This is a genomic window from Sphingopyxis sp. GW247-27LB, from assembly GCF_002277025.1.
Taxonomy (GTDB): domain Bacteria; phylum Pseudomonadota; class Alphaproteobacteria; order Sphingomonadales; family Sphingomonadaceae; genus Sphingopyxis.
The window spans coordinates 610241-628073 of record NZ_NIWD01000009.1; the positions used below are offsets into that span (position 1 = coordinate 610241).

16 protein-coding genes and 1 tRNA gene are annotated in these 17833 nt (G+C 69.7%); 10 read left to right on the forward strand and 7 right to left on the reverse strand.

Annotated elements, in window-relative coordinates; all coding sequences use genetic code 11:
* The first annotated feature begins 71 nt into the window (after positions 1 to 71).
* Entirely contained in the window at positions 72 to 833 is a 762-nt protein-coding gene (locus tag CD928_RS15390) for a molybdopterin-binding protein (protein ID WP_095387942.1), read from the forward strand.
* Here CD928_RS15390 and CD928_RS15395 read toward each other — a convergent pair.
* On the reverse strand, positions 806 to 2179 hold the full coding sequence (locus CD928_RS15395) for an MFS transporter (protein ID WP_255247208.1): 1374 nt from the start codon (positions 2177 to 2179) through the stop codon (positions 806 to 808). The genes CD928_RS15390 and CD928_RS15395 overlap by 28 nt on opposite strands.
* A gap of 23 nt (positions 2180 to 2202) precedes the next feature.
* Between CD928_RS15395 and CD928_RS15400 the strand changes: the two genes are divergently transcribed.
* The gene (locus CD928_RS15400; RefSeq protein WP_095387943.1) at positions 2203 to 2985 is read left to right on the forward strand and encodes a transglutaminase family protein; all 783 of its coding nucleotides are present in this window, start codon (positions 2203 to 2205) and stop codon (positions 2983 to 2985) included.
* Positions 2986 to 3002: 17 nt separating this feature from the next.
* Here the strand turns inward: CD928_RS15400 and CD928_RS15405 are convergent.
* The 3 genes from CD928_RS15405 to CD928_RS15415 all read right to left on the reverse strand — a co-directional run bounded on the left by CD928_RS15405 (position 3003) and on the right by CD928_RS15415 (position 5298).
* Positions 3003 to 3076 (reverse strand) — tRNA-Gly (locus CD928_RS15405).
* An 83-nt stretch (positions 3077 to 3159) separates the two neighbouring features.
* Positions 3160 to 3999, reverse strand: a complete 840-nt coding sequence (locus CD928_RS15410) for a ThuA domain-containing protein (RefSeq protein WP_095387944.1) — start codon at positions 3997 to 3999, stop codon at positions 3160 to 3162.
* 3 nt (positions 4000 to 4002) lie between these two features.
* Positions 4003 to 5298 carry a sugar MFS transporter gene (locus CD928_RS15415; RefSeq protein ID WP_095387945.1) on the reverse strand — a complete coding sequence of 432 codons (1296 nt, stop codon included), beginning with the start codon at positions 5296 to 5298 and terminating at the stop codon, positions 4003 to 4005.
* 77 nt (positions 5299 to 5375) lie between these two features.
* Between CD928_RS15415 and CD928_RS15420 the strand changes: the two genes are divergently transcribed.
* Positions 5376 to 7172: an IlvD/Edd family dehydratase gene (locus CD928_RS15420; RefSeq protein ID WP_095387946.1), complete on the forward strand. Its 1797-nt coding sequence runs from the start codon at positions 5376 to 5378 to the stop codon at positions 7170 to 7172.
* A gap of 44 nt (positions 7173 to 7216) precedes the next feature.
* On the opposite strand, the gene CD928_RS15425 is transcribed toward CD928_RS15420, so the two are convergent.
* The 3 genes from CD928_RS15425 to CD928_RS15435 form a co-directional block, all read right to left on the reverse strand.
* A complete protein-coding gene (locus CD928_RS15425) occupies positions 7217 to 7927 on the reverse strand; it encodes a FadR/GntR family transcriptional regulator (protein WP_095387947.1) in 711 nt (236 codons plus the stop codon).
* Positions 7928 to 7995: 68 nt separating this feature from the next.
* Positions 7996 to 9147, reverse strand: a complete 1152-nt coding sequence (locus CD928_RS15430) for a CaiB/BaiF CoA-transferase family protein (RefSeq protein WP_095387948.1) — start codon at positions 9145 to 9147, stop codon at positions 7996 to 7998.
* Entirely contained in the window at positions 9144 to 10253 is a 1110-nt protein-coding gene (locus CD928_RS15435) for an extracellular solute-binding protein (RefSeq protein ID WP_095387949.1), read from the reverse strand. The genes CD928_RS15430 and CD928_RS15435 overlap by 4 nt, the downstream gene beginning before the upstream one ends.
* A gap of 120 nt (positions 10254 to 10373) precedes the next feature.
* Between CD928_RS15435 and CD928_RS15440 the strand changes: the two genes are divergently transcribed.
* From CD928_RS15440 to CD928_RS15470, 7 genes are read left to right on the forward strand one after another with little or no spacing between them, the layout of a single operon-like run.
* Positions 10374 to 11567, forward strand: coding sequence for a CaiB/BaiF CoA-transferase family protein (locus CD928_RS15440; protein ID WP_255247191.1), 1194 nt, complete (start codon positions 10374 to 10376; stop codon positions 11565 to 11567).
* Positions 11564 to 12013, forward strand: coding sequence for a MaoC/PaaZ C-terminal domain-containing protein (locus CD928_RS15445; RefSeq protein WP_095387950.1), 450 nt, complete (start codon positions 11564 to 11566; stop codon positions 12011 to 12013). Before CD928_RS15440 ends, CD928_RS15445 begins: the two co-directional genes overlap by 4 nt.
* 5 nt (positions 12014 to 12018) lie before the next feature.
* A complete protein-coding gene (locus tag CD928_RS15450) occupies positions 12019 to 13023 on the forward strand; it encodes a sugar ABC transporter substrate-binding protein (protein ID WP_095387951.1) in 1005 nt (334 codons plus the stop codon).
* The gene (locus CD928_RS15455) at positions 13017 to 14504 is read left to right on the forward strand and encodes a sugar ABC transporter ATP-binding protein (protein WP_255247192.1); all 1488 of its coding nucleotides are present in this window, start codon (positions 13017 to 13019) and stop codon (positions 14502 to 14504) included. The genes CD928_RS15450 and CD928_RS15455 overlap by 7 nt, the downstream gene beginning before the upstream one ends.
* Positions 14501 to 15619 (forward strand): ABC transporter permease, encoded by a 1119-nt coding sequence (locus tag CD928_RS15460; RefSeq protein WP_095387953.1) that lies wholly within the window; start codon positions 14501 to 14503, stop codon positions 15617 to 15619. The genes CD928_RS15455 and CD928_RS15460 overlap by 4 nt, the downstream gene beginning before the upstream one ends.
* Positions 15616 to 16785 (forward strand): extracellular solute-binding protein, encoded by a 1170-nt coding sequence (locus CD928_RS15465; RefSeq protein ID WP_095387954.1) that lies wholly within the window; start codon positions 15616 to 15618, stop codon positions 16783 to 16785. Before CD928_RS15460 ends, CD928_RS15465 begins: the two co-directional genes overlap by 4 nt.
* Positions 16782 to 17831, forward strand: coding sequence for a Gfo/Idh/MocA family protein (locus CD928_RS15470; protein WP_095387955.1), 1050 nt, complete (start codon positions 16782 to 16784; stop codon positions 17829 to 17831). Before CD928_RS15465 ends, CD928_RS15470 begins: the two co-directional genes overlap by 4 nt.
* Positions 17832 to 17833 lie beyond the last annotated feature (2 nt).

Below are 17833 nucleotides of genomic sequence, written 5' to 3' on the forward strand. Positions count from 1 at the left end.
GGAACATATCAGGAACACTCTTGTCGTTCCAGCGGGCTTGTTTTGTCACGGCGCGAGGTTAAGGCAAGGGGATGAGCGACGAACGCATCTGGACCGCCGCCGTGCTGGTGATCGGCGACGAGATTCTCTCGGGCCGCACCCAGGACAAGAATGTCGCGCAGATCGCGACCTGGCTCGACGTGCAGGGCATCCGCCTGCGCGAAGTGCGGATCGTCCCCGACGTCGAGGCCGAGATCGTCGACGCGCTGACCGCGCTGCGCGCGCGCTACGACTATGTCTTCACCACCGGCGGGATCGGCCCGACCCACGACGACATCACCGTCGACGCGGTCGCGAAGGCGCTGGGGGTCGAGGTCGTGATCCACCCGCAGGCGCGCGCGATCCTCGAACGCTATTATACGGCGCGGGGCGGCGAGCTGACCGAGGCGCGGCTGCGCATGGCGCGCGTTCCCGCGGGCGCCGAACTGATCCCCAACCGCATGTCGGGCGCGCCGGGCATCCGGATCGGCAATCTGTTCGTGATGGCCGGAGTGCCGCACATCACCGCCGGGATGCTCGACGCGCTGACCGGCGAGCTCGAGGGCGGGGCGCCGCTCGTCGCGCACACGATCGGCGCCTGGGTGCCCGAGAGCGAGGTCGCCGACGTCCTGCGCGCGGCCGAGGTCGCGCATGCCGGCGTCGCGATCGGCAGCTACCCTTTCTTCCGCGACGGGCGCACCGGCGCCAATTTCGTGATCCGCTCGACCAAGGCCGACGCGGTCGCCGCCTGCGTCGCGGCGGTGACGGCCGGGGTCGAGGCCGCGGGCTATGCGGTAACCGACGGCGGCATCTGAGCCGGCGTCTCGTCGTCCGTGCCCCGCGCCGCGCGGGGCAGGCGGCGGAGCATCGCGGCGGCGAACAGCCCGAACAGCGCCGCGACCAGAAAGGCCGCGCCCGGAAAATGCACCGGCGCGTTGCTCCCGGTGAACCACGCCATCGTTCCGGTCAGCAGCAGCGGCGCGACGAGCTGGCCCAGCCCCATCACCATCGCCGAAATCCCCTGCACCTCGCCCTGCGTGTCGGCGGTCGCGCGGCGCGACATCATCGCCATCAGCGCGGGCTGCACCGGCGATTGCAGCGCGACGGGAATGAGCAGCAGGAAAGCGCCCCAGGTCGTGCGCACGAAGGCGAAGCCGATGAAGATCGCGACCGCGACGAGCAGGCCGAGCGTCGCGGCGTCGCGCTCGCCGAAGCGCGCAACCGCGGGGCCGACGACGAAAGTCTGGCCGAGCGCGATCATCACCCCGACCGCGGCGAGGCTGGCGCCGATCATCCCCGGTGTCCAGCCGAGCTGCGCGATGCAATAGAAGCTCCACGTCATCGGATAGACGAGGCTGGCGATCTGCCACAGCAGCAGTACCAGCGCGACGCCGCCCATGCCGGGCAGCGCGCGCATCGCCTGCCACGCGCCGAGCGGGTTGGCGCGCCGCCAGTCGAAGGCGCGGCGGCGTTCGGGCGCCAGCGTCTCGGGAAAGATGAACAGGCCATAGAGCATGTTCGCCGCCGCGAGCGCCGCCGCGGCGACGAAGGGCGCGCGCGGCCCGATCTCGCCCAGAAAGCCGCCGATCACCGGCCCGGCGACGAAACCGACGCCGAAGGCGGCGCCGACGAAGCCGAAGTTGCGCGCGCGATCCTCGGGGCGCGTGACGTCGGCGATCGCCGCCTGCGCGGCGGCATAGCTGCCCCCGAACAGCCCCGACAGCGCGCGGGCGATGAACAGCCAGGGCAGGGTATCGATGACGGTCAGCAGGATATAGTCGGCGGTCAGCCCGGCGAGCGCGAGCAGCAGCACGCGCCGCCGCCCGAAGCGGTCCGACAGATTGCCGAGCAGCGGCGAGGCGAGGAAGGTCGCGACCGCCATGACGAGGCCGATCCACGCGCCGACCTCGATCGCGTGCGCCAGGTCGATGCGGCCGACCTCCATCACCAGCTGCGGCAGCACCGGCATGATGATGCCGAAGCCGACCGCGTCCATGAAGATGGTGGCGATGATGAAGGGGATGGTGCGCGAAGCGGTCACGATGATCCTGTCCGGTTGATGGGGCGCGGCGCGCGGGCGCCGCCATATCGTGTCGAGGCGGTTTGCGCATCCTTGCATTTGCGCCGGCGCGGCCATATTCGCTGCCGCACGCCACCGAATCCCGGCCCGTGCGTTGTCCGTCGATGAAGTTCCAGATTTCCGCCCTCCTCGATTATCGCCTCCCCGAGCCCGCCTATCTGATGCTTCAGGTCGAGGCGGCGTCGTTGCCGGGCGAGCAGCATGTCGCGCGGTCGCGCTTCGACGCGGGCACGCCCGAACATTTCGCCCGCATCGCCGCGCCCGACGGCATCGGCGAACGGATCTGGCTGCGCTGCGGCGGGCGGCTCCAGGCGCGCTATTCGGCGACGGTCGAGGTCCGGCGGACGGGCTCCGCGATCGAGCCGCTGGCGCAGGTGCCGCTCCACCGCCTGCCCGCGGGCGCGGTGCAATATCTCAACGAATCGCGCTACTGCCCGTCGAACCAGCTCGTTCCCTTCGCGAAAGCCGAGTTCGCCGGCGTCGAGGGCGGCGCGAAGATCGCGGCGATGCGCGACTGGATCGCACGGCACTTCACCTATGCCGCCGGCGCCAGCGACGCCGCGACGACCGCGATCGACAGTTTCCTCGCGCGGCGCGGCGTGTGCCGCGACTATGCCCATGTCCTCGTCGCGCTCGCGCGCGCCGCCGATTTCCCCGCGCGCGTCGTCAGCGCCTATGCGCCCCACGTCGAACCGCAGGATTTCCATGCCGTGGCGGAGGTGTTCGTGGGCGGGGGCTGGCATCTGGTCGATCCGACGGGAATGGCGAGCGCGGCGGAACTGGTGAAGATCGCCGCCGGGCGCGACGCCGCCGACATCTCCTTCCTCACCGCCTATGGCGAGGCCGAACTGGTCGAGCAGCGGGTGACGGTGAAGGCGGGAAACTAGGCACAGCCGGGAAAGGCTGGAGCGGGTGAAGGGAATCGAACCCTCGTCGTAAGCTTGGGAAGCTTCTGCTCTACCATTGAGCTACACCCGCGATGCGCCCGGCGATTGCCACGGCGACCCGGTGGCCGTCAACATGCTTCTTTCGGGCCTTGCGCGCGACAGCTTTGGCGGCGATCAGCAGCCCTCGCCCTCGCTGCGGGCGGCCCAGCGGATCGCGCCCGCGATCAGCGTCTGGTGCAGCGGTTCGGCATAGGTCTCGGCCTTGTGCCCGAGCGCGGAGAAAAAGACGCGGCCCCTGCCGACGCAGCGCGTCCAGATCAGCGGATGCACCGCGCCCATGCGGGTGCGTTCGGGATAGGGTTCGTAGCTGGTCTCGTCGAGCGTCGCGAGAATGCGCGTGCCGTTGCCGCTCGGCACCTTGTCGAACGAATACCATTCCTCGGTCCGCACCCATTGGTCGGGCAGGTCGCGCGTCGCGGGATTGCTGCGGTCGCGGACCTCGATCCTGCCCTGCTGGAACTGCTTGGGGCGCCCGGTATGGCCGATGAACTGCGCGCCGATCAGCGTCCGCGGATACCAGTCCCAGTCATATTCGGGGTCGCCGCCCGCGCCGTGGAGCAGCACGATGCCGCCGCCCTTTTCGACCCAGCCGCGGAAGGCCGCGCGCTGGCGTGCGTCGAAAATATTGCCCGAGGTGCTGTTGAGGACGATCACCGAGAATTTGGCGAGATCGCGCGGATTCATCACCGCGGCATTCTCGGTCGCGAACGCGTCGCGGCCCTGCCGGCGGACGAGATCGACGAGCACCGTCCTGGCGGCGTCGATCTGCTCGGGGTCGCGGAAGCCGTTGGTCTTGGAGAGGATCAGCACCGCGCCGGGCCGAAGCGTGGGCAGTTCGGGCGGCACGCTGTCCATGACCGGCGCCGGCCAGTTGCGCGGATCGCGGACGGGGGCGGGCGGCGTGGCGACGGCGGCCTGGGCGGCCAGCGCGAGGGCGATGAGGGTAGCGGCCATGGGTCAGGCCACCGCGTTGGTGGGTTTGCTGCCCCACAGCGCGTAGAAGAGGACATAGAGACAGCAGACGGCCGGGATCACAAACCCCCAGTGCAGCCCGTAGGCATCGCCAATCTTTCCCTGAATGGAGGCGAAGGCACCGCCCGCGATCGACATGATCAGCAAGCCGGACCCTTCTTCGGTCAAGGGACCCAGCCCGCGGATCGCCAGCGCGAAGATGGCGGGAAACATGATCGAGATGCCCAGGCCGGCAACGATCAGGCCATACATCGCCGCCGGACCGGATATCAGGGTCGCGACAAGCGTGCCGCCGATCGCGATAAGAGCGAAAAGCGCCAGCACCTGCTCCGGCGCGATCTTGCGCATCAGAGCAGCACCGGCAAACCGTCCGACCATCATCCCGCCCCAGAAAAGCGTGAGGTAGGACGCGGCATGCTCCTGCGTCAGGTCGGCAATATCCGGCTGCGAGACGAAGTTGATGAAGTAGCTACTGACACCGATCTCGGCGAGCACGCACAAGGCGATGCCGACACAGCCAAGGACCAAGTTGCGATGATTCCACAGCGAAAGTCCCTTGCGCTGCTCGGCATTGGCACGTCGGGTCGCAGCGCTGAGTACGGGAAGTTTGGTGCGTGCGATCAATATCGCGAGCAAAGCCAAGACGACCGCCACGATCAGATAGGGCAGTTCGGTCGCCTGCGCGTCGGCCATGCGCTGCGCCGGGGTAAGCTGCGCGCCGTGCGCCGATGTCCCTGCCGTAGTGCGGGCGAGGATGAGATACTTGCCGAACAAGATCGCCAGCACGTCGCCGGTGGTGTTGAAAGCCTGGACCAGCGTAAGGCGCCGCTCGGAACTTTCGGGCGGCCCGATCACCGCGACATAAGGGTTCGCCGCGACTTGGAGCAGTGCGATCCCGCACGACACGACGAACAGCGACGCGATGGTAATACCGTAGGACACGAGATTGGCGGCCAAGATCATGCCGAGCGAGCCAAGTGTCATGATCGTCAGCCCGGTGGTCAGCGCGCGCTGATAGCCGATCCGCTCGATCAGCTTTGCAGCGGGAATCGAGGCGAGCAGATAGCCGATGAACCAGACCGATTCGATTAGCCCGGTTTGGAAGTAGTTGAGGTCGAACACGCTGCGCAGGTGCGGGAGCAGCGTGTTGTTGATGACGGTGATAAAGCCCCACATGAAGAACAGGGTGGCGAGCAGCGTCAGCGCCTTCGCATAGCCCGTGCCTCCGCCGCCGGTCCCGTCCAGAGCTTCGGTGCGAACCGGTGTCGGAGCCATCGCCATATTCGCTGCATCCCTCGTTGATCTTATATTTGTCTGAGTATATCGGTTGATCCATCTCGTCAACGCGGAGTAACCGAATGTCCGTTTCCCACCCGCCGATGCTTCGCAGCCGTGCGTGGTTCGACAATCCCGACAATGTCGACATGACCGCGCTCTATCTGGAGCGCTATCTGAACTTCGGGCTGAGCCTCGAGGAATTGCAGTCGGGCAAGCCGATCATCGGCATCGCGCAGACGGGGTCGGACCTGTCGCCGTGCAACCGCCACCATCTGGTGCTGGCGGAGCGCGTGCGCGAGGGCATCCGCGAGGCCGGCGGGATCGCGATCGAATTTCCGGTGCACCCGATCCAGGAGACGGGCAAGCGCCCGACCGCGGGGCTCGACCGCAACCTCGCCTATCTCAGCCTGGTCGAGACGCTCTACGGCTATCCGCTCGACGGCGTGGTGCTGACGGTCGGCTGCGACAAGACCGCGCCGGCCTGTCTGATGGCGGCGGCGACGGTGAACATCCCCGCGATCGCGCTGTCGGTCGGGCCGATGCTCAACGGCTGGCACAAGGGCGAGCGCACCGGCTCGGGCACGATCGTGTGGAAGGCGCGCCAGATGCTCGCGGCGGGCGAGATCGACGATGCCGAGTTCATCCGGCTCGTCGCCTCCTCGGCGCCGTCGACCGGCTATTGCAACACCATGGGCACCGCGACGACGATGAATTCGCTGACCGAGGCGCTGGGCATGTCGCTGCCCGGATCGGCCGCCATCCCCGCCCCCTATCGCGACCGGCAGGAAGTCGCCTATCGGACCGGAAAGCGCGCGGTCGAGATGGTGCGGGAGGATCTGAAACCCTCCGACATCATGACCAGGGACGCGTTCCTCAACGCGATCGCGGTCAGTTCGGCGATCGGCGGATCGACCAATGCGCCGATCCATCTCGCCGCGATCGCGCGCCACATCGGCGTCGATCTGCCGCTCAAGACCTGGCAGGATCATGGCCACGCCATCCCGCTGCTCGTCAACCTGCAGCCGGCGGGCGAATATCTGGGCGAGGATTATTACCGTGCCGGCGGCGTGCCGGCGGTCGTCGCGCAATTGATGGGGCAGGGGCTGATCGCCGAAGAGGCGATGACGGCCAACGGCCGGACGATCGGCGAGAATTGCCGCGCGGTAGAGATAGAGGACGAAAAGGTCATCCGCCGCTACGCCGACCCGCTGAAGGCCGACGCGGGTTTCATCGTCCTCTCCGGAAACCTGTTCGATTCGGCGATCATGAAGACCAGCGTGATTTCGGACGAGTTTCGCGCGCGCTACCTCTCCAACCCCGACGATCCCGACGCGTTCGAGGGACCGGTGGCCGTGTTCGACGGGCCCGAGGATTATCATCGCCGCATCGACGATCCCGCGACGGGCATCACGGCGGAGACGCTGCTGGTCATGCGCGGAGCCGGGCCGATCGGCTATCCGGGTGCGGCCGAGGTGGTGAACATGCGGCCGCCCGCGCATCTCATCCTCGACGGCGTCCACGCGTTGCCGTGCCTCGGCGACGGGCGGCAGTCGGGAACCAGCGGCAGCCCCTCGATCCTCAACGCCTCGCCCGAAGCCGCGGCGGGCGGCGCGCTCGCGCTGCTCCGCACCGGCGATCGCGTGCGCATCGACCTGAGGCGCGCCACCGCCAATGTGCTGGTCGAGGCGGCCGAGCTCGACGCGCGGCGCCAGGCGCTGGAAGCGGAGGGCGGCTACGCCTATCCGGCATCGCAGACGCCGTGGCAGGAATTGCAGCGCTCGGTGGTCGGGCAGCTCGGCACCGGCGCGATCCTCGAAGGTGCCGAAGCCTATCAGCGGATCGCGCAGACGCGCGGGCTTCCGCGGGACAATCACTGAGGGCGCGGCAACATCAACCCGGCGTGATCGGTGCGTGACAGGGCCTAGCTCGGCCGTGGCAGCGCCATATCCTCCAGCGCCAGCCGCAGCAGGCCCGCCATTTCCGCGCGCGCGGCGTCGGCGTCGCCGGCTTCGATCGCATCGAACACGCGGACATGCTCGGGCAAGGGGTCGCGCGGCTTGCCCGGGCGGCTCTGCTTGAACTTGGTGGTCCACCGCACCGCAGCGCCGACGCTGCTGGCGAGCGCGGCGAGAGGCTCGTTGCGGGCGGCGGCGAGGATCGCGCGGTGGAAACGCTGGTCGGCGGCGCGCCCGCTCTCGTTGCCGAGGCCATGGCGTCGCATGCCATCGAGCGCGTCGCGCATTTCGGCGACATCCGCCGCGTCGCGCCGGGTGGCGGCGAGCGCGGCGGCGGCGGGTTCGATCACTTCGCGCAATTCGAACAGGTCGACGACGAACTGCGGGTCGGGCTTGCCTTCGAACGACCAGGCGAGCACGTCGGGATCTAGCAGGTTCCAGCGGCCGCGCGGAGTGACGCGCGTTCCGACCTTGGGCCGGCTTTCGACCAGCCCCTTGGCGGCGAGAATCCGGATCGCCTCGCGATAGGCGGTGCGCGAGATGCCGAATTCCCCGCTCGCCTCGATCTCGCCGTCCAGATGGTCGCCGGGCTTGCGTCGCCCTCCGACGATGTCGATTCCCAATTTGCGAGCGATCGTTCCGTGAATGCGGGGCGGGGGGCTGCGTTCCTCGTCCATCTTTCCCCTGATCCTGCGGTTCGGCGCTCACCCTAGCCGAAACTCCCTGGTCCGCAAGGCGCTTGGAGTCAGTCTTGAACGTCCCCGTCTTCGTCGAGCGCGAACTCGGCGACGATCGCCGCGCTATGCTCTCCGACCCTCGGCGCGCCCCGGTCGATGCCGGCGCGGCTGCCGTCGATCCGCAGCGGGCTGCGCGTCGTCGCGATGCGAGCATCGTCGCGGCGGATATGCTGCGTCATGTCGAGCCGGCGGAAGGCCTGTTCGGAGAGGAGCCGAGGCCAGTCGTTGACCGGCGCGCACCACAGGTCGTGCGGGCGCAGCCGCGCGATCCACTCCTGCGTCGTCGCCTGTTTCAACCGACCGGCGATCAGCGCCTTGATCGCATCGCGCTCGGCAAAGGCGTCGCGGCCGGCGATCGGCAGAACGAGCAAGGGCGCGAGGTCATCGAGCGGGATCATCGCCAGCGCCAGCCAGCCGTCGGCGGTGCGATAGACGCCATAGGGCGCGGCGAGATAGGCATGGGCGTTGTTCACCGCGGCGCGCTGCGGCGGGCGTCCGCCGTCGTTGAGATGCGTGGTCAGGACCTCGAACTGCAGATCGATCAGCGCTTCGAGCAAGCTGGTTTCGACCGTCGCGCCTTCGCCGGCGATGCCGCGCCGGACGAGTGCGGCGAGGATGCCCTCGACCAGTATATGGCCCGCCAGCATGTCCGCGACGGACAGGCCGAACGGCACCGGCCCGTCGCTCGCGCTTCCGTTCAGCCACATCGCGCCCGACAGCGCCTGCGCGAGCAGATCCTGCCCCGGAAGGTCGACCCACGGGCCGCCCTCGCCATAGCCCGAGATGCTGGCGACGATCAGCCGGGGATTGCGCGCGCGCAGGGCCGCCGGGCCGAACCCCAGGCGCTCGGCGACGCCGGGCCGGAAGTTCTGGATCACGACGTCGGCGCGGTCGATCAGCCGGTGGACGCGCCGCGCGTCGCGCGGGGCCTTGAGGTCGGCGGCAAGGCTTTGCTTGTTGCGGTTGATCGCGTGGAAGAGCGTCGAATCGCCCGCGATGTCGGTGTCGCTGAGATAGAGGGTGCGGCAGATGTCGCCGCTGCCGGGCCGCTCGACCTTGATGACCCGCGCGCCGAGATCGCCCAGCCGCAGCGCGGCCGACGGGCCCGACAGGAACTGGGCCATGTCGACGACGAGCAGCCCATCGAGCGGCGCGGTCATGGGGCCCTGCGATACAATTGATTGAGCGCGGCGATCACCTGGTCGGCCGGTTCGCCCGCGCGGAGCGCCGCGTTGAGGCGCTCCGAAGCGGCATGCTGGAAGGCCATGTAGCCATGGTGGCGCGGGCGGATCCAGGCGCGGTCGAGCGTGGCGCGGGTCGCGCGGTAGAAATCGTGCGTCGCGGCGTTGACGCTGTCGGCGGTCCACGCATCGGCGTGGCCGGGCTGGCCGCCGTGGGGCGCCACAAGATCGCGCTGCACCGCCCCGCCCGAAACCCAGGCGGCGAAGGCGGCGGCGCCTGCCGGGTCCGACGCATAGGCGGAGACCGCCATGCCGGTGCCGCCGAGGGTCGAGCCGCTGGGGCCGTGACCGAGCGCCGGAATGTCGGCGAAGCGGACGAGCTCGGGGCGGAATCCGGCGATGGCATAGCTCACATAGCCATAGATCAGCGGCACGACCGCGAGCCTCGAATCGGGCCGGGCCATATCCTCGAACATCGCGATCGGGTCCATTTCGTACGCCGCCGGATCGACCCGGCCGGCGAGCGCCGTGAGCAGATCATAGGCGCGCGCGGCCTCCGCCGGGAACAGGTCGTCGTCTTCCGGGGCGAGCGCGACGCCCGCGACGCCGCAGAGCGTGAACAGGCTCATCAGGCTGTGCGGCGGGCGCAGCGGCAGCGAGGCGCGGCCTTCGGCGGCGAGCGCCGCGAGCGCGGTCCAGTCCGCGACCGGCGCATCGATCCGCGACGGCACCCACGCCTGCACCTGCGCGGCCGCGTCGACGGGAAGGGCCCATTGGTGGCCCTTCCAATGATAGCTCTCATAGGAGCCGCCGACCGACCCCGCCGCGATCTCGGCGAGCGTCGCGGCGTCGATCGCGGTGTCGAGCGCGACGAGGCACCCGCTGTCGGCGACCTGGCCGACATGCGGATGGTCGATGACGATCAGGTCATAGCGCCGCGCGAGATCCTCGACCGGATAGCTTTCGAAATCCTGCAGCGAGCGCTGGTCCCAGAGGATTTCCTGCCCGGTGCGGGCCTGCCATGCGGCGGACGCGGCGACGAGCGGATCATGGCCGCGCGAGTGGTTCCAGGTCATTCCGCGCATGGCGCGTCTCTCCAGCCAGGGCCGATCGCTCAAGGATCGGGAAATCGGTTGACTCGCCATAGCCCCCTCAATAGCGTTTTCAAGCATACATAATATAAAACGACTAATTGGAGTTTGGACGTGACGGCAGGCGAGGAGGACAATGGCGAGGCCGCCGGGAGCGGGCCGGTCGACGGGCTGCCGCTCGAAGGCCTGACGATCCTCGATTTCAGCCAGTTCCTCGCCGGTCCGTCCTGCGCGCTGCGCCTCGCCGATCTCGGCGCGCGCGTGATCAAGGTCGAGCGGCGCGACGGCGGCGACGCCAGCCGCTCGCTGTTCCTCGCCGACATGGGGTTCGACCAGGACAGCGCGCTGTTCCACGCGATCAATCGCGGAAAGCAAAGCTACGCGGCCGACCTCAAGGATCCGGCCGATCTCGCCGCCGTCCGGCGGCTGGTCGCGCGCGCCGACGTGCTGATCCACAATTTTCGTCCGGGCATCATGGACCGGCTGGGGCTGGGCTGGGCGGACGTGTCGGCGCTGAACCCCGGGCTCATCTATGCCGGGGTCAGCGGCTACGGCCCCGACGGGCCGTGGCGCGACCGGCCGGGGCAGGATCTCCTCGTCCAGGCGCTGTCGGGCATTGCCTGGCTGTCGGGCGAGGGCGGCGGGCCGCCGGTGCCGGCGGGGCTGTCGATCACCGACATGGCCGCCGGGGCGCAGCTCTGCCAGGGCATCCTCGCGCTGCTCGTGCGGCGCGGACGAACCGGGCGTGGCGGGCGGGTCGACGTGAGCCTGCTCGAAACCGCCATCGACCTGCAGTTCGAGCATCTCTCGGTCCATCTCAACCGCGACGAGCCGATGCCCCCGCGTGCCGGCATCGCCAACGGCAATGTCTATCTCGCCGCGCCTTACGGCATCTATGCGACGGCGGACGGCTATCTCGCGCTGGCGATGACGCCGGTCGACCGGCTGGGCGAAGTGATCGGCCTGCCGGCGCTCGCTGCCTTCCCGCGCGAAACATGGTTTGCCGAGCGCGATGCGATCAAGGCGGTGATCCGCGATCATCTCGCGTCGCGCGGCACCGCCGAATGGCTGGCGCTGCTCGATCCGGCGGGCATCTGGGCCGCGCCCGTGCTCGACTGGCCGGCGCTGCTCGCCGAGCCGGCTTTCGCCGCGCTCCGCGCCACGCAGACCGTGCGCGCGCCGGGCGGCGATCGCTTGTCGCTGACGCGCTGTCCGATCCGCGTCGACGGCGCCATCCTCACCTCGCCCCGCGCCGCGCCCCGACTGGGCGCCGACCGCGCCACCATCGACCAGGAGTTCGCCCCATGATCGTCGAGCAATATTTCGAGGAATATGAGATCGGCGCCGAGCGCACGAGTTTCGGCCGGACGATCACCGAGACCGATTTCGTGGTGCATGCCGGCCATACCGGCGACTTCTTTCCCCACCATATGGACGCCGAATGGTGCAAGACGCAGGATATCGGCCAGCGCATCGCGCACGGCACGATGATCTTCGCGATCGGCATCGGCCTGACCGCGACGACGATCAACCCGCATTCGATGTCCTACGGCTACGACCGGCTGCGCTTTATCCGGCCGGTGCATATCGGCGACACGATCACCACCGTCACGCGTATCGCCGACAAGCGCGACCATCCCAAGCGCGCCTCGCACGGCGTCGTGACCGAGGCCGTCGACATGCGCAACCAGCGCGGCGAGACGGTTCTCGCCTGCGAGCATCTCTACCTCGTCGCGCGCCGCCCCTCGGCCTGAATATCATGGCGCTGCGCCCGGTTCCCCTCGTCCTGATGCTGGCGGTCGCGCTCGTCGCGATCGCGTCGCTCGCCGGCGTGCGGCAGGCGGCGCGTGCGGCGAACGGCGCGGTCGCGAGCGGAAACGGCGGCGGGCCGCGCTATGGCCTGTCGACCGTCGGCCTCAGCTATCCCTTTGCCGCGGCGATCGCCAAGGGCTTCAGCGAGACGGCGGCGCGCGCCGGGGCGACGGCGATCATCCTCGATGCCAAGGGCGACGTGCAGAAACAGGCCAACGACATCGACGACCTCATCGCCCAGAAGGTGAAGGGGATCGCGGTGATGCCGCTCGATTCGGTCGTGGCGCAGGGCTGGGTCAGGCGCGCCAACGCGCAGCGGGTGCCGATTGCGGCGGTCGCGGCGCTGGTCGGCGATCCGCGGACGCGGCCGATCACCGACGTCTACCCCGGTCTGGTCGCGCTGGCGTCGCAGAACGAGGTGGAGGCCGGGCGGGCGGCGGGTCGGCTCGCCGCGACCTGGCTGCCCCGGGACCGCGTGGCGCGCATCGCGGTGATCGAGGGCGCGGCGGGTTTTCCCGAAGTCGAGCAGCGCGCGCGGGGCTTCCGCCTCGGCCTCGATGCCGCCGGCGCGCGCTATCGCATCGTCGCCTCGCAGCCGGGCAACTGGACCAGCGAGGGCGGCGAGGCGGCCTGCCAGAACATCCTCGCGGCGCAGCCCGGCATCGACCTCTTCTACAACGAGGCCGACGACATGGTGATCGGCTGCGCCCGCGCCGTCCGCGCGGCGGGGTCGCGGGCGCGGCTGATCGGCGTCGGCGGATCGAAGCTCGCGATCGCGTCGATCAAGGCCGGCGCGGTCGACGGCACGGTCTGCTTCAAGCCCGAAGCGCTGGGCGCGCTGGCGTTCGAGGCGCTGCACGAAGGGGCGGGGGGCAAGGGCGCGCGCTTTCGCACCTATCCGATCCCCGCGGTGACGCGGGCGACCGTCGGGCAATGCGTCGGTCAATGGTGACGCCTTTGCTCTCGCTTGCCGGGGTCGAGAAGGTCTGGCCCAACGGCACCGTCGCCTTGCGCGGCGTCGACCTGACCGTGCAGGCGGGGCGCGTGCACGGGCTGCTCGGCGCCAACGGGGCCGGCAAGTCGACCCTGATCAAGATATTGGCCGGCGCGATCCCGCCGACCGGCGGCGCGGTGAGCTGGCAGGGCGAACCGGTGCGCTGGAACAATCCGCGCAGCGCGCGAACCGCCGGCGTGGCGACCATCTATCAACATATCCCGCTGGTGCCGACCCTGTCGGTGGCGGAGAATATGCTCCTCGAACAGCGGCGCGGCTGGCGTCAGGATCGCCTCGGCCGCGCGCGCGCCGCCGCCGTCGCGCGCATGCTCGGCGATCCGTTCAATCTCGACGCCATCGTCGGCGACCTGCCGATCGGCACGCGCCAGATGGTCGCGATCGCGCAGGGGTTGATGAGCGACCCCGCGCTGCTGATCATGGACGAGCCGACCGCCTCGCTCGCCGGCCACGAACGCGAGCAGGTCTATAGCACCATCCGCCGCCTGACGGACGAGGGCCGCGCGGTGCTGTTCGTGTCGCACTTCCTCGACGAAATCGTCGCGCTGACCGACGAGGTGACGGTGCTGCGCGACGGCCGCGCGGTGCTGCATGCCGAGACGGCGACGCTCGACGAGGCCGCGATCGCGGCGGCGATTGCCGGGCGGTCGGTCGCGGCACTCGAGCGGGCCGAAAGCGGGCGCCGAACCGGCGCGCCGCTGCTCGAACTCCGCGACCTCGCCTCGCCCGGCAAGCTCGCGCCGGCGAGCTTCGCGGTCGCGAAAGGCGAGATCGTCGGCGTCGCCGGCATGCTGGGGGCGGGGCGCAGCGAGCTGCTGCACGCGATCTTCGGCGCCGATCCGGCGGCTGAGGGGCTGGTTTCGCTGGGGGGCGACCGCGTGGGCCGCACGCCGCCCGAAGCGGTGGCGGCGGGCATCGCGCTCGTCCCCGAGGATCGCGCGGCGCAGGGCTTCGTCCCCGGCATGACCATCGCCGAGAATCTCGCTTTGCCGCGCACCGGCACGCTGATCGCGCGTGCGGACGAGGATGCCGCCGCGCGGGCCGCGATCGACCGGCTCGCGATCAAGGCGCCGGGACCCGACGCGCTGGTCAGCGAGCTTTCGGGCGGCAACGCGCAAAAGGTGGTGATCGCCAAATGGCTGACGCCCGAGACGCGCGTCCTGCTGCTCGACGAGCCGACGGCGGGGATCGACATCGGCGCGCGCACCGACATTCTCCGCCTGATCCGCGCCCTTGCCGACTACGGCCTCGCGGTCGTGCTCGTCAGCTCGGAATTCGAGGAATTGATCGCCGTCGCGGACCGCATCCTGGTGATGCGCGACGGCGCCGTGGTGGCCGAGGTCGATCCGGCGGCCATCGACGAGGCGGGGCTGATCCAGCTCGCCAGCGGAACCCACACCGACACAGGAATCGCAGCATGAACAGGACCACCGACTGGCGCCAGATCTTCGGGCTGCGGGAGGCGGGCGTCTATTACGCGCTGCTGATCCTGCTCGCGCTGCTGGCGGCGATCGCCCAGTCGCAGGGGCTCCCCAATTATCTCTCGGCGCAGAATCTCGGCAACATCGCCTATCAGGCGTCGCTCGTCGGCATCATGGGCGTCGCGATGACGGTGATGCTGATCACCGGCGCGTTCGACCTGTCGGTGGCCTCCGTCGCCGCGCTCGCGGCCGCGGTGCTGATCGGGCTGGCGCCCGGCATCGGCTTTCCGCTGGCGGCGCTGGCGGCGATCACCACTGCGATCGGGATCGGGATCGTCAACGGCGTCATCGTCCAGTTCGTCGGGATCAACGCCTTCATCGTCACCCTCGGCACGCTGACCGCGGTGCGCGGCCTCGTGCTCGTGCTGACCGACGGCCGCTCGCTGATGGTCGAGCGGCCGGAGGTGCTCCAGCAGATGCTCGCCTTCGAAAGCACGCGCGTGCCGCTGTTCTGGCCCCTGCTGGCGATCGCGGCGGCGCTGCTGGTGCTGGCGGCCCTGAAGCGGCGGCCGCTGCCGGGGCTCGGCGGCGTGGTCATCGCGGCACTCGCGCTCCTTGCGGGGCGGGGCTTCGCGGTCGCCGCGCCGGTGGTCTATCTCGCCCTGTTCACGGCGATCGTCTGGGCGGTGCTGCGCTTCACGGTTGTCGGCCGGCGCGTCTACGCCGTCGGCGGCAATGCCGAGGCGGCGCGCCTCTCGGGCATCAGCGTCCATGCCTACAAGATCGGTGCCTTCATCCTGTCGAGCGCGGCCGCGGGGTTCGCCGGCGTGCTGTTCGGCTGCCGGCTCGGCGCGATCAATCCCACCGCGTTGCAGGGCGCCGAACTGACGGTGATCGCCGCGGCGATCCTCGGCGGCACTTCGCTGCTCGGCGGCGCGGGCAGCGTGGTCAAGACGGTGGTCGGCGCCTTGCTGCTCTTCACGCTCACCAACGGCTTCAACGTGCTCAACCTCGGCGCGAGCTACCAGGGGCTGATCGAGGGTATCGTCGTGATCGCCGCCGCGGCCATCTACACGGTCGGCGGCAAGCGCGGCGCGCGCAAGGCGGCGGCATGACCCGGCTGCGCATCGCCGTCCGCCGTTTCGGGCCGTTCGAGAGCGCCATCGCCCGGCAGTTCGCCGATTTCACACGCGTGCGGGGCGTCGACGCCACGATCGAGGCGGTGCCGATGGACCTCAATCCGCTGCACCACAGCGTCATCGCTGAACGGGGCCTCGCCAGTGGCGCGTGGGATATCGCCTTCCTCAACACCGACTGGCTGGCCGAGGCGGTGGCGGACGATCTGCTCGAGGATCTGGCGCCGCACATGGCGCGCGCGCCGGTGCCGGACTGGCCCGATGCCTGGAGCCCGTCGCTGACCGGCCTCCAGCGCTTCGGCGGCGGATTGTGGGCGATGCCCTATCACGACGGGCCCGAATGCCTGGTCTATCGCAAGGACCTGATCGAAGAGCCGCCGCGGACCTGGGAGGCGTTTCATGCGCTGGCCCGGCAGCATCATGCGCCGGACGAGGGGCGCTACGGCACGGTGCTCGCGCTGTTCCCCGACGGTCACAACAGCTTCTATGATTTCTGCATCCATATCTGGTCGCGCGGCGGCGAGGTGTTCGATCGGGACGGGCGGCCCGACTTCACGTCGGATGCCGCGCACGCCGCGCTCGATTTCCTGCGCCTGCTGGCAAGCGACGACCGGGCCATTGCGCCCGATTGCCGGTCGCTCGACAGCGTCCGGTCGGGCGCGCTGTTCGCCGAGGGCAAGGTCGCGCTGATGGCGAACTGGTTCGGTTTCGCGGCGCATGCCGACTCGGCGCCCGAAAGCGCGGTGCGCGGGCTGGTCGACGTCGCCCCGCTGCCGGCCGGGCCGGGCGGGCGCAGCGTGTCGCTCAACGTCTTCTGGGTGCTCGCGATCGGGGCGGGGTCGCGCAACAAGACGCTGGCCTGGGATTTCCTGCGCCACTGCGCGACGGCGGAGATGGACCGGCTGACGACGATCGAGGGCGCGATCGGCGTCCGGCGGTCGACCTGGACCGGCGCGGAGATCAACGCGCGCCTCCCCTATTATCACCGGCTCGAATGGCTGCACGAACATGCGCGCGCGATGCCGATCACGCCCGACCTCGCGCGGATCAGCCATATCGTCGACGATCTGGTGACCGAGGCGGTGACGACCGACCGGCCGACCGGCGAGCTACTCGCCGCGGCGCAGGCGCGAGCGGTCCCATGAGCGCGTTGCAGCAAGCCTGGCCGATGCCGAGCGCGCCGCGGCCGATCGTCATCATCGGCACCGGCGGGATCGTGTCCGACGCGCATCTGCCCGCCTATCGCAAGGCGGGTTTCGCCGTCGCGGGCCTGTACGACCTCGACCGCGCGCGCGCCGAGGCGCTGGCGGCCGAATGGGGCATCGCCCGCGTGTTCGGCTCGATCGAGGAGGCCGCGGCCGAGGATGCGGTGTTCGACGTCGCGGCGCCCCCGGTGGCGCATCGCGCGATCCTCGAGGCACTGCCCGAAGGGGCGGCGGCGCTGCTCCAGAAGCCGATGGGGCTCGATCTGTCGGAGGCGACCGCGATCCGCGACGCCTGCCGCGCGCGGGGGCTGACGGCTTCGGTCAATTTCCAGCTCCGCTATTCGGCGATGATGCTGGCGATCGGCGATGCGATCCGCCAGGGGCGGCTCGGCGAGCTCACCGAGATAGAGGTGCACATCAACCTCGTGACGCCGTGGCATCTCTTTCCGCATCTGAAGCCCAATCCGCGGGTCGAGATCGTCAGCCATTCGATCCACTATCTCGACACGATCCGTGCGCTCGCCGGCGATCCGCAGGCGGTGTTCGCGCGCAGCTTCGGCCATCCGGCGAGCGACCTTGCCGACACGCGCACGTCGATGATCCTCGACTATGGCGACACGCTGCGGGTCCAGCTCTCGATCAACCATCATCATGATTTCGGTCGCCGTTTTCAGGACGCGAGCTTCCGCGTCGAGGGCGCCGACGGCGCCGCGCTCGCCAAGCTCGGCCTGCTGCTCGACTATCCGGTCGGCGAGCCCGACGAACTGTGGCTCGCCGGCCGCGGCGGACCGTGGGAGCAGGTGCCGCTGGCGGGCGCCTGGTTTCCCGATGCCTTCATCGGCCCGATGGCCAATCTCCAGCGTTTCGCCGCGGGCGAGGACGACCGGCTCGCGACGAACGTCGAGGACGCCTGGCGGACGATGGCGCTCGTCGAGGCCGCCTATCGAGCGGGCAGCCAGCCCGGAACTTCCATCCCCCAAGACTGAGG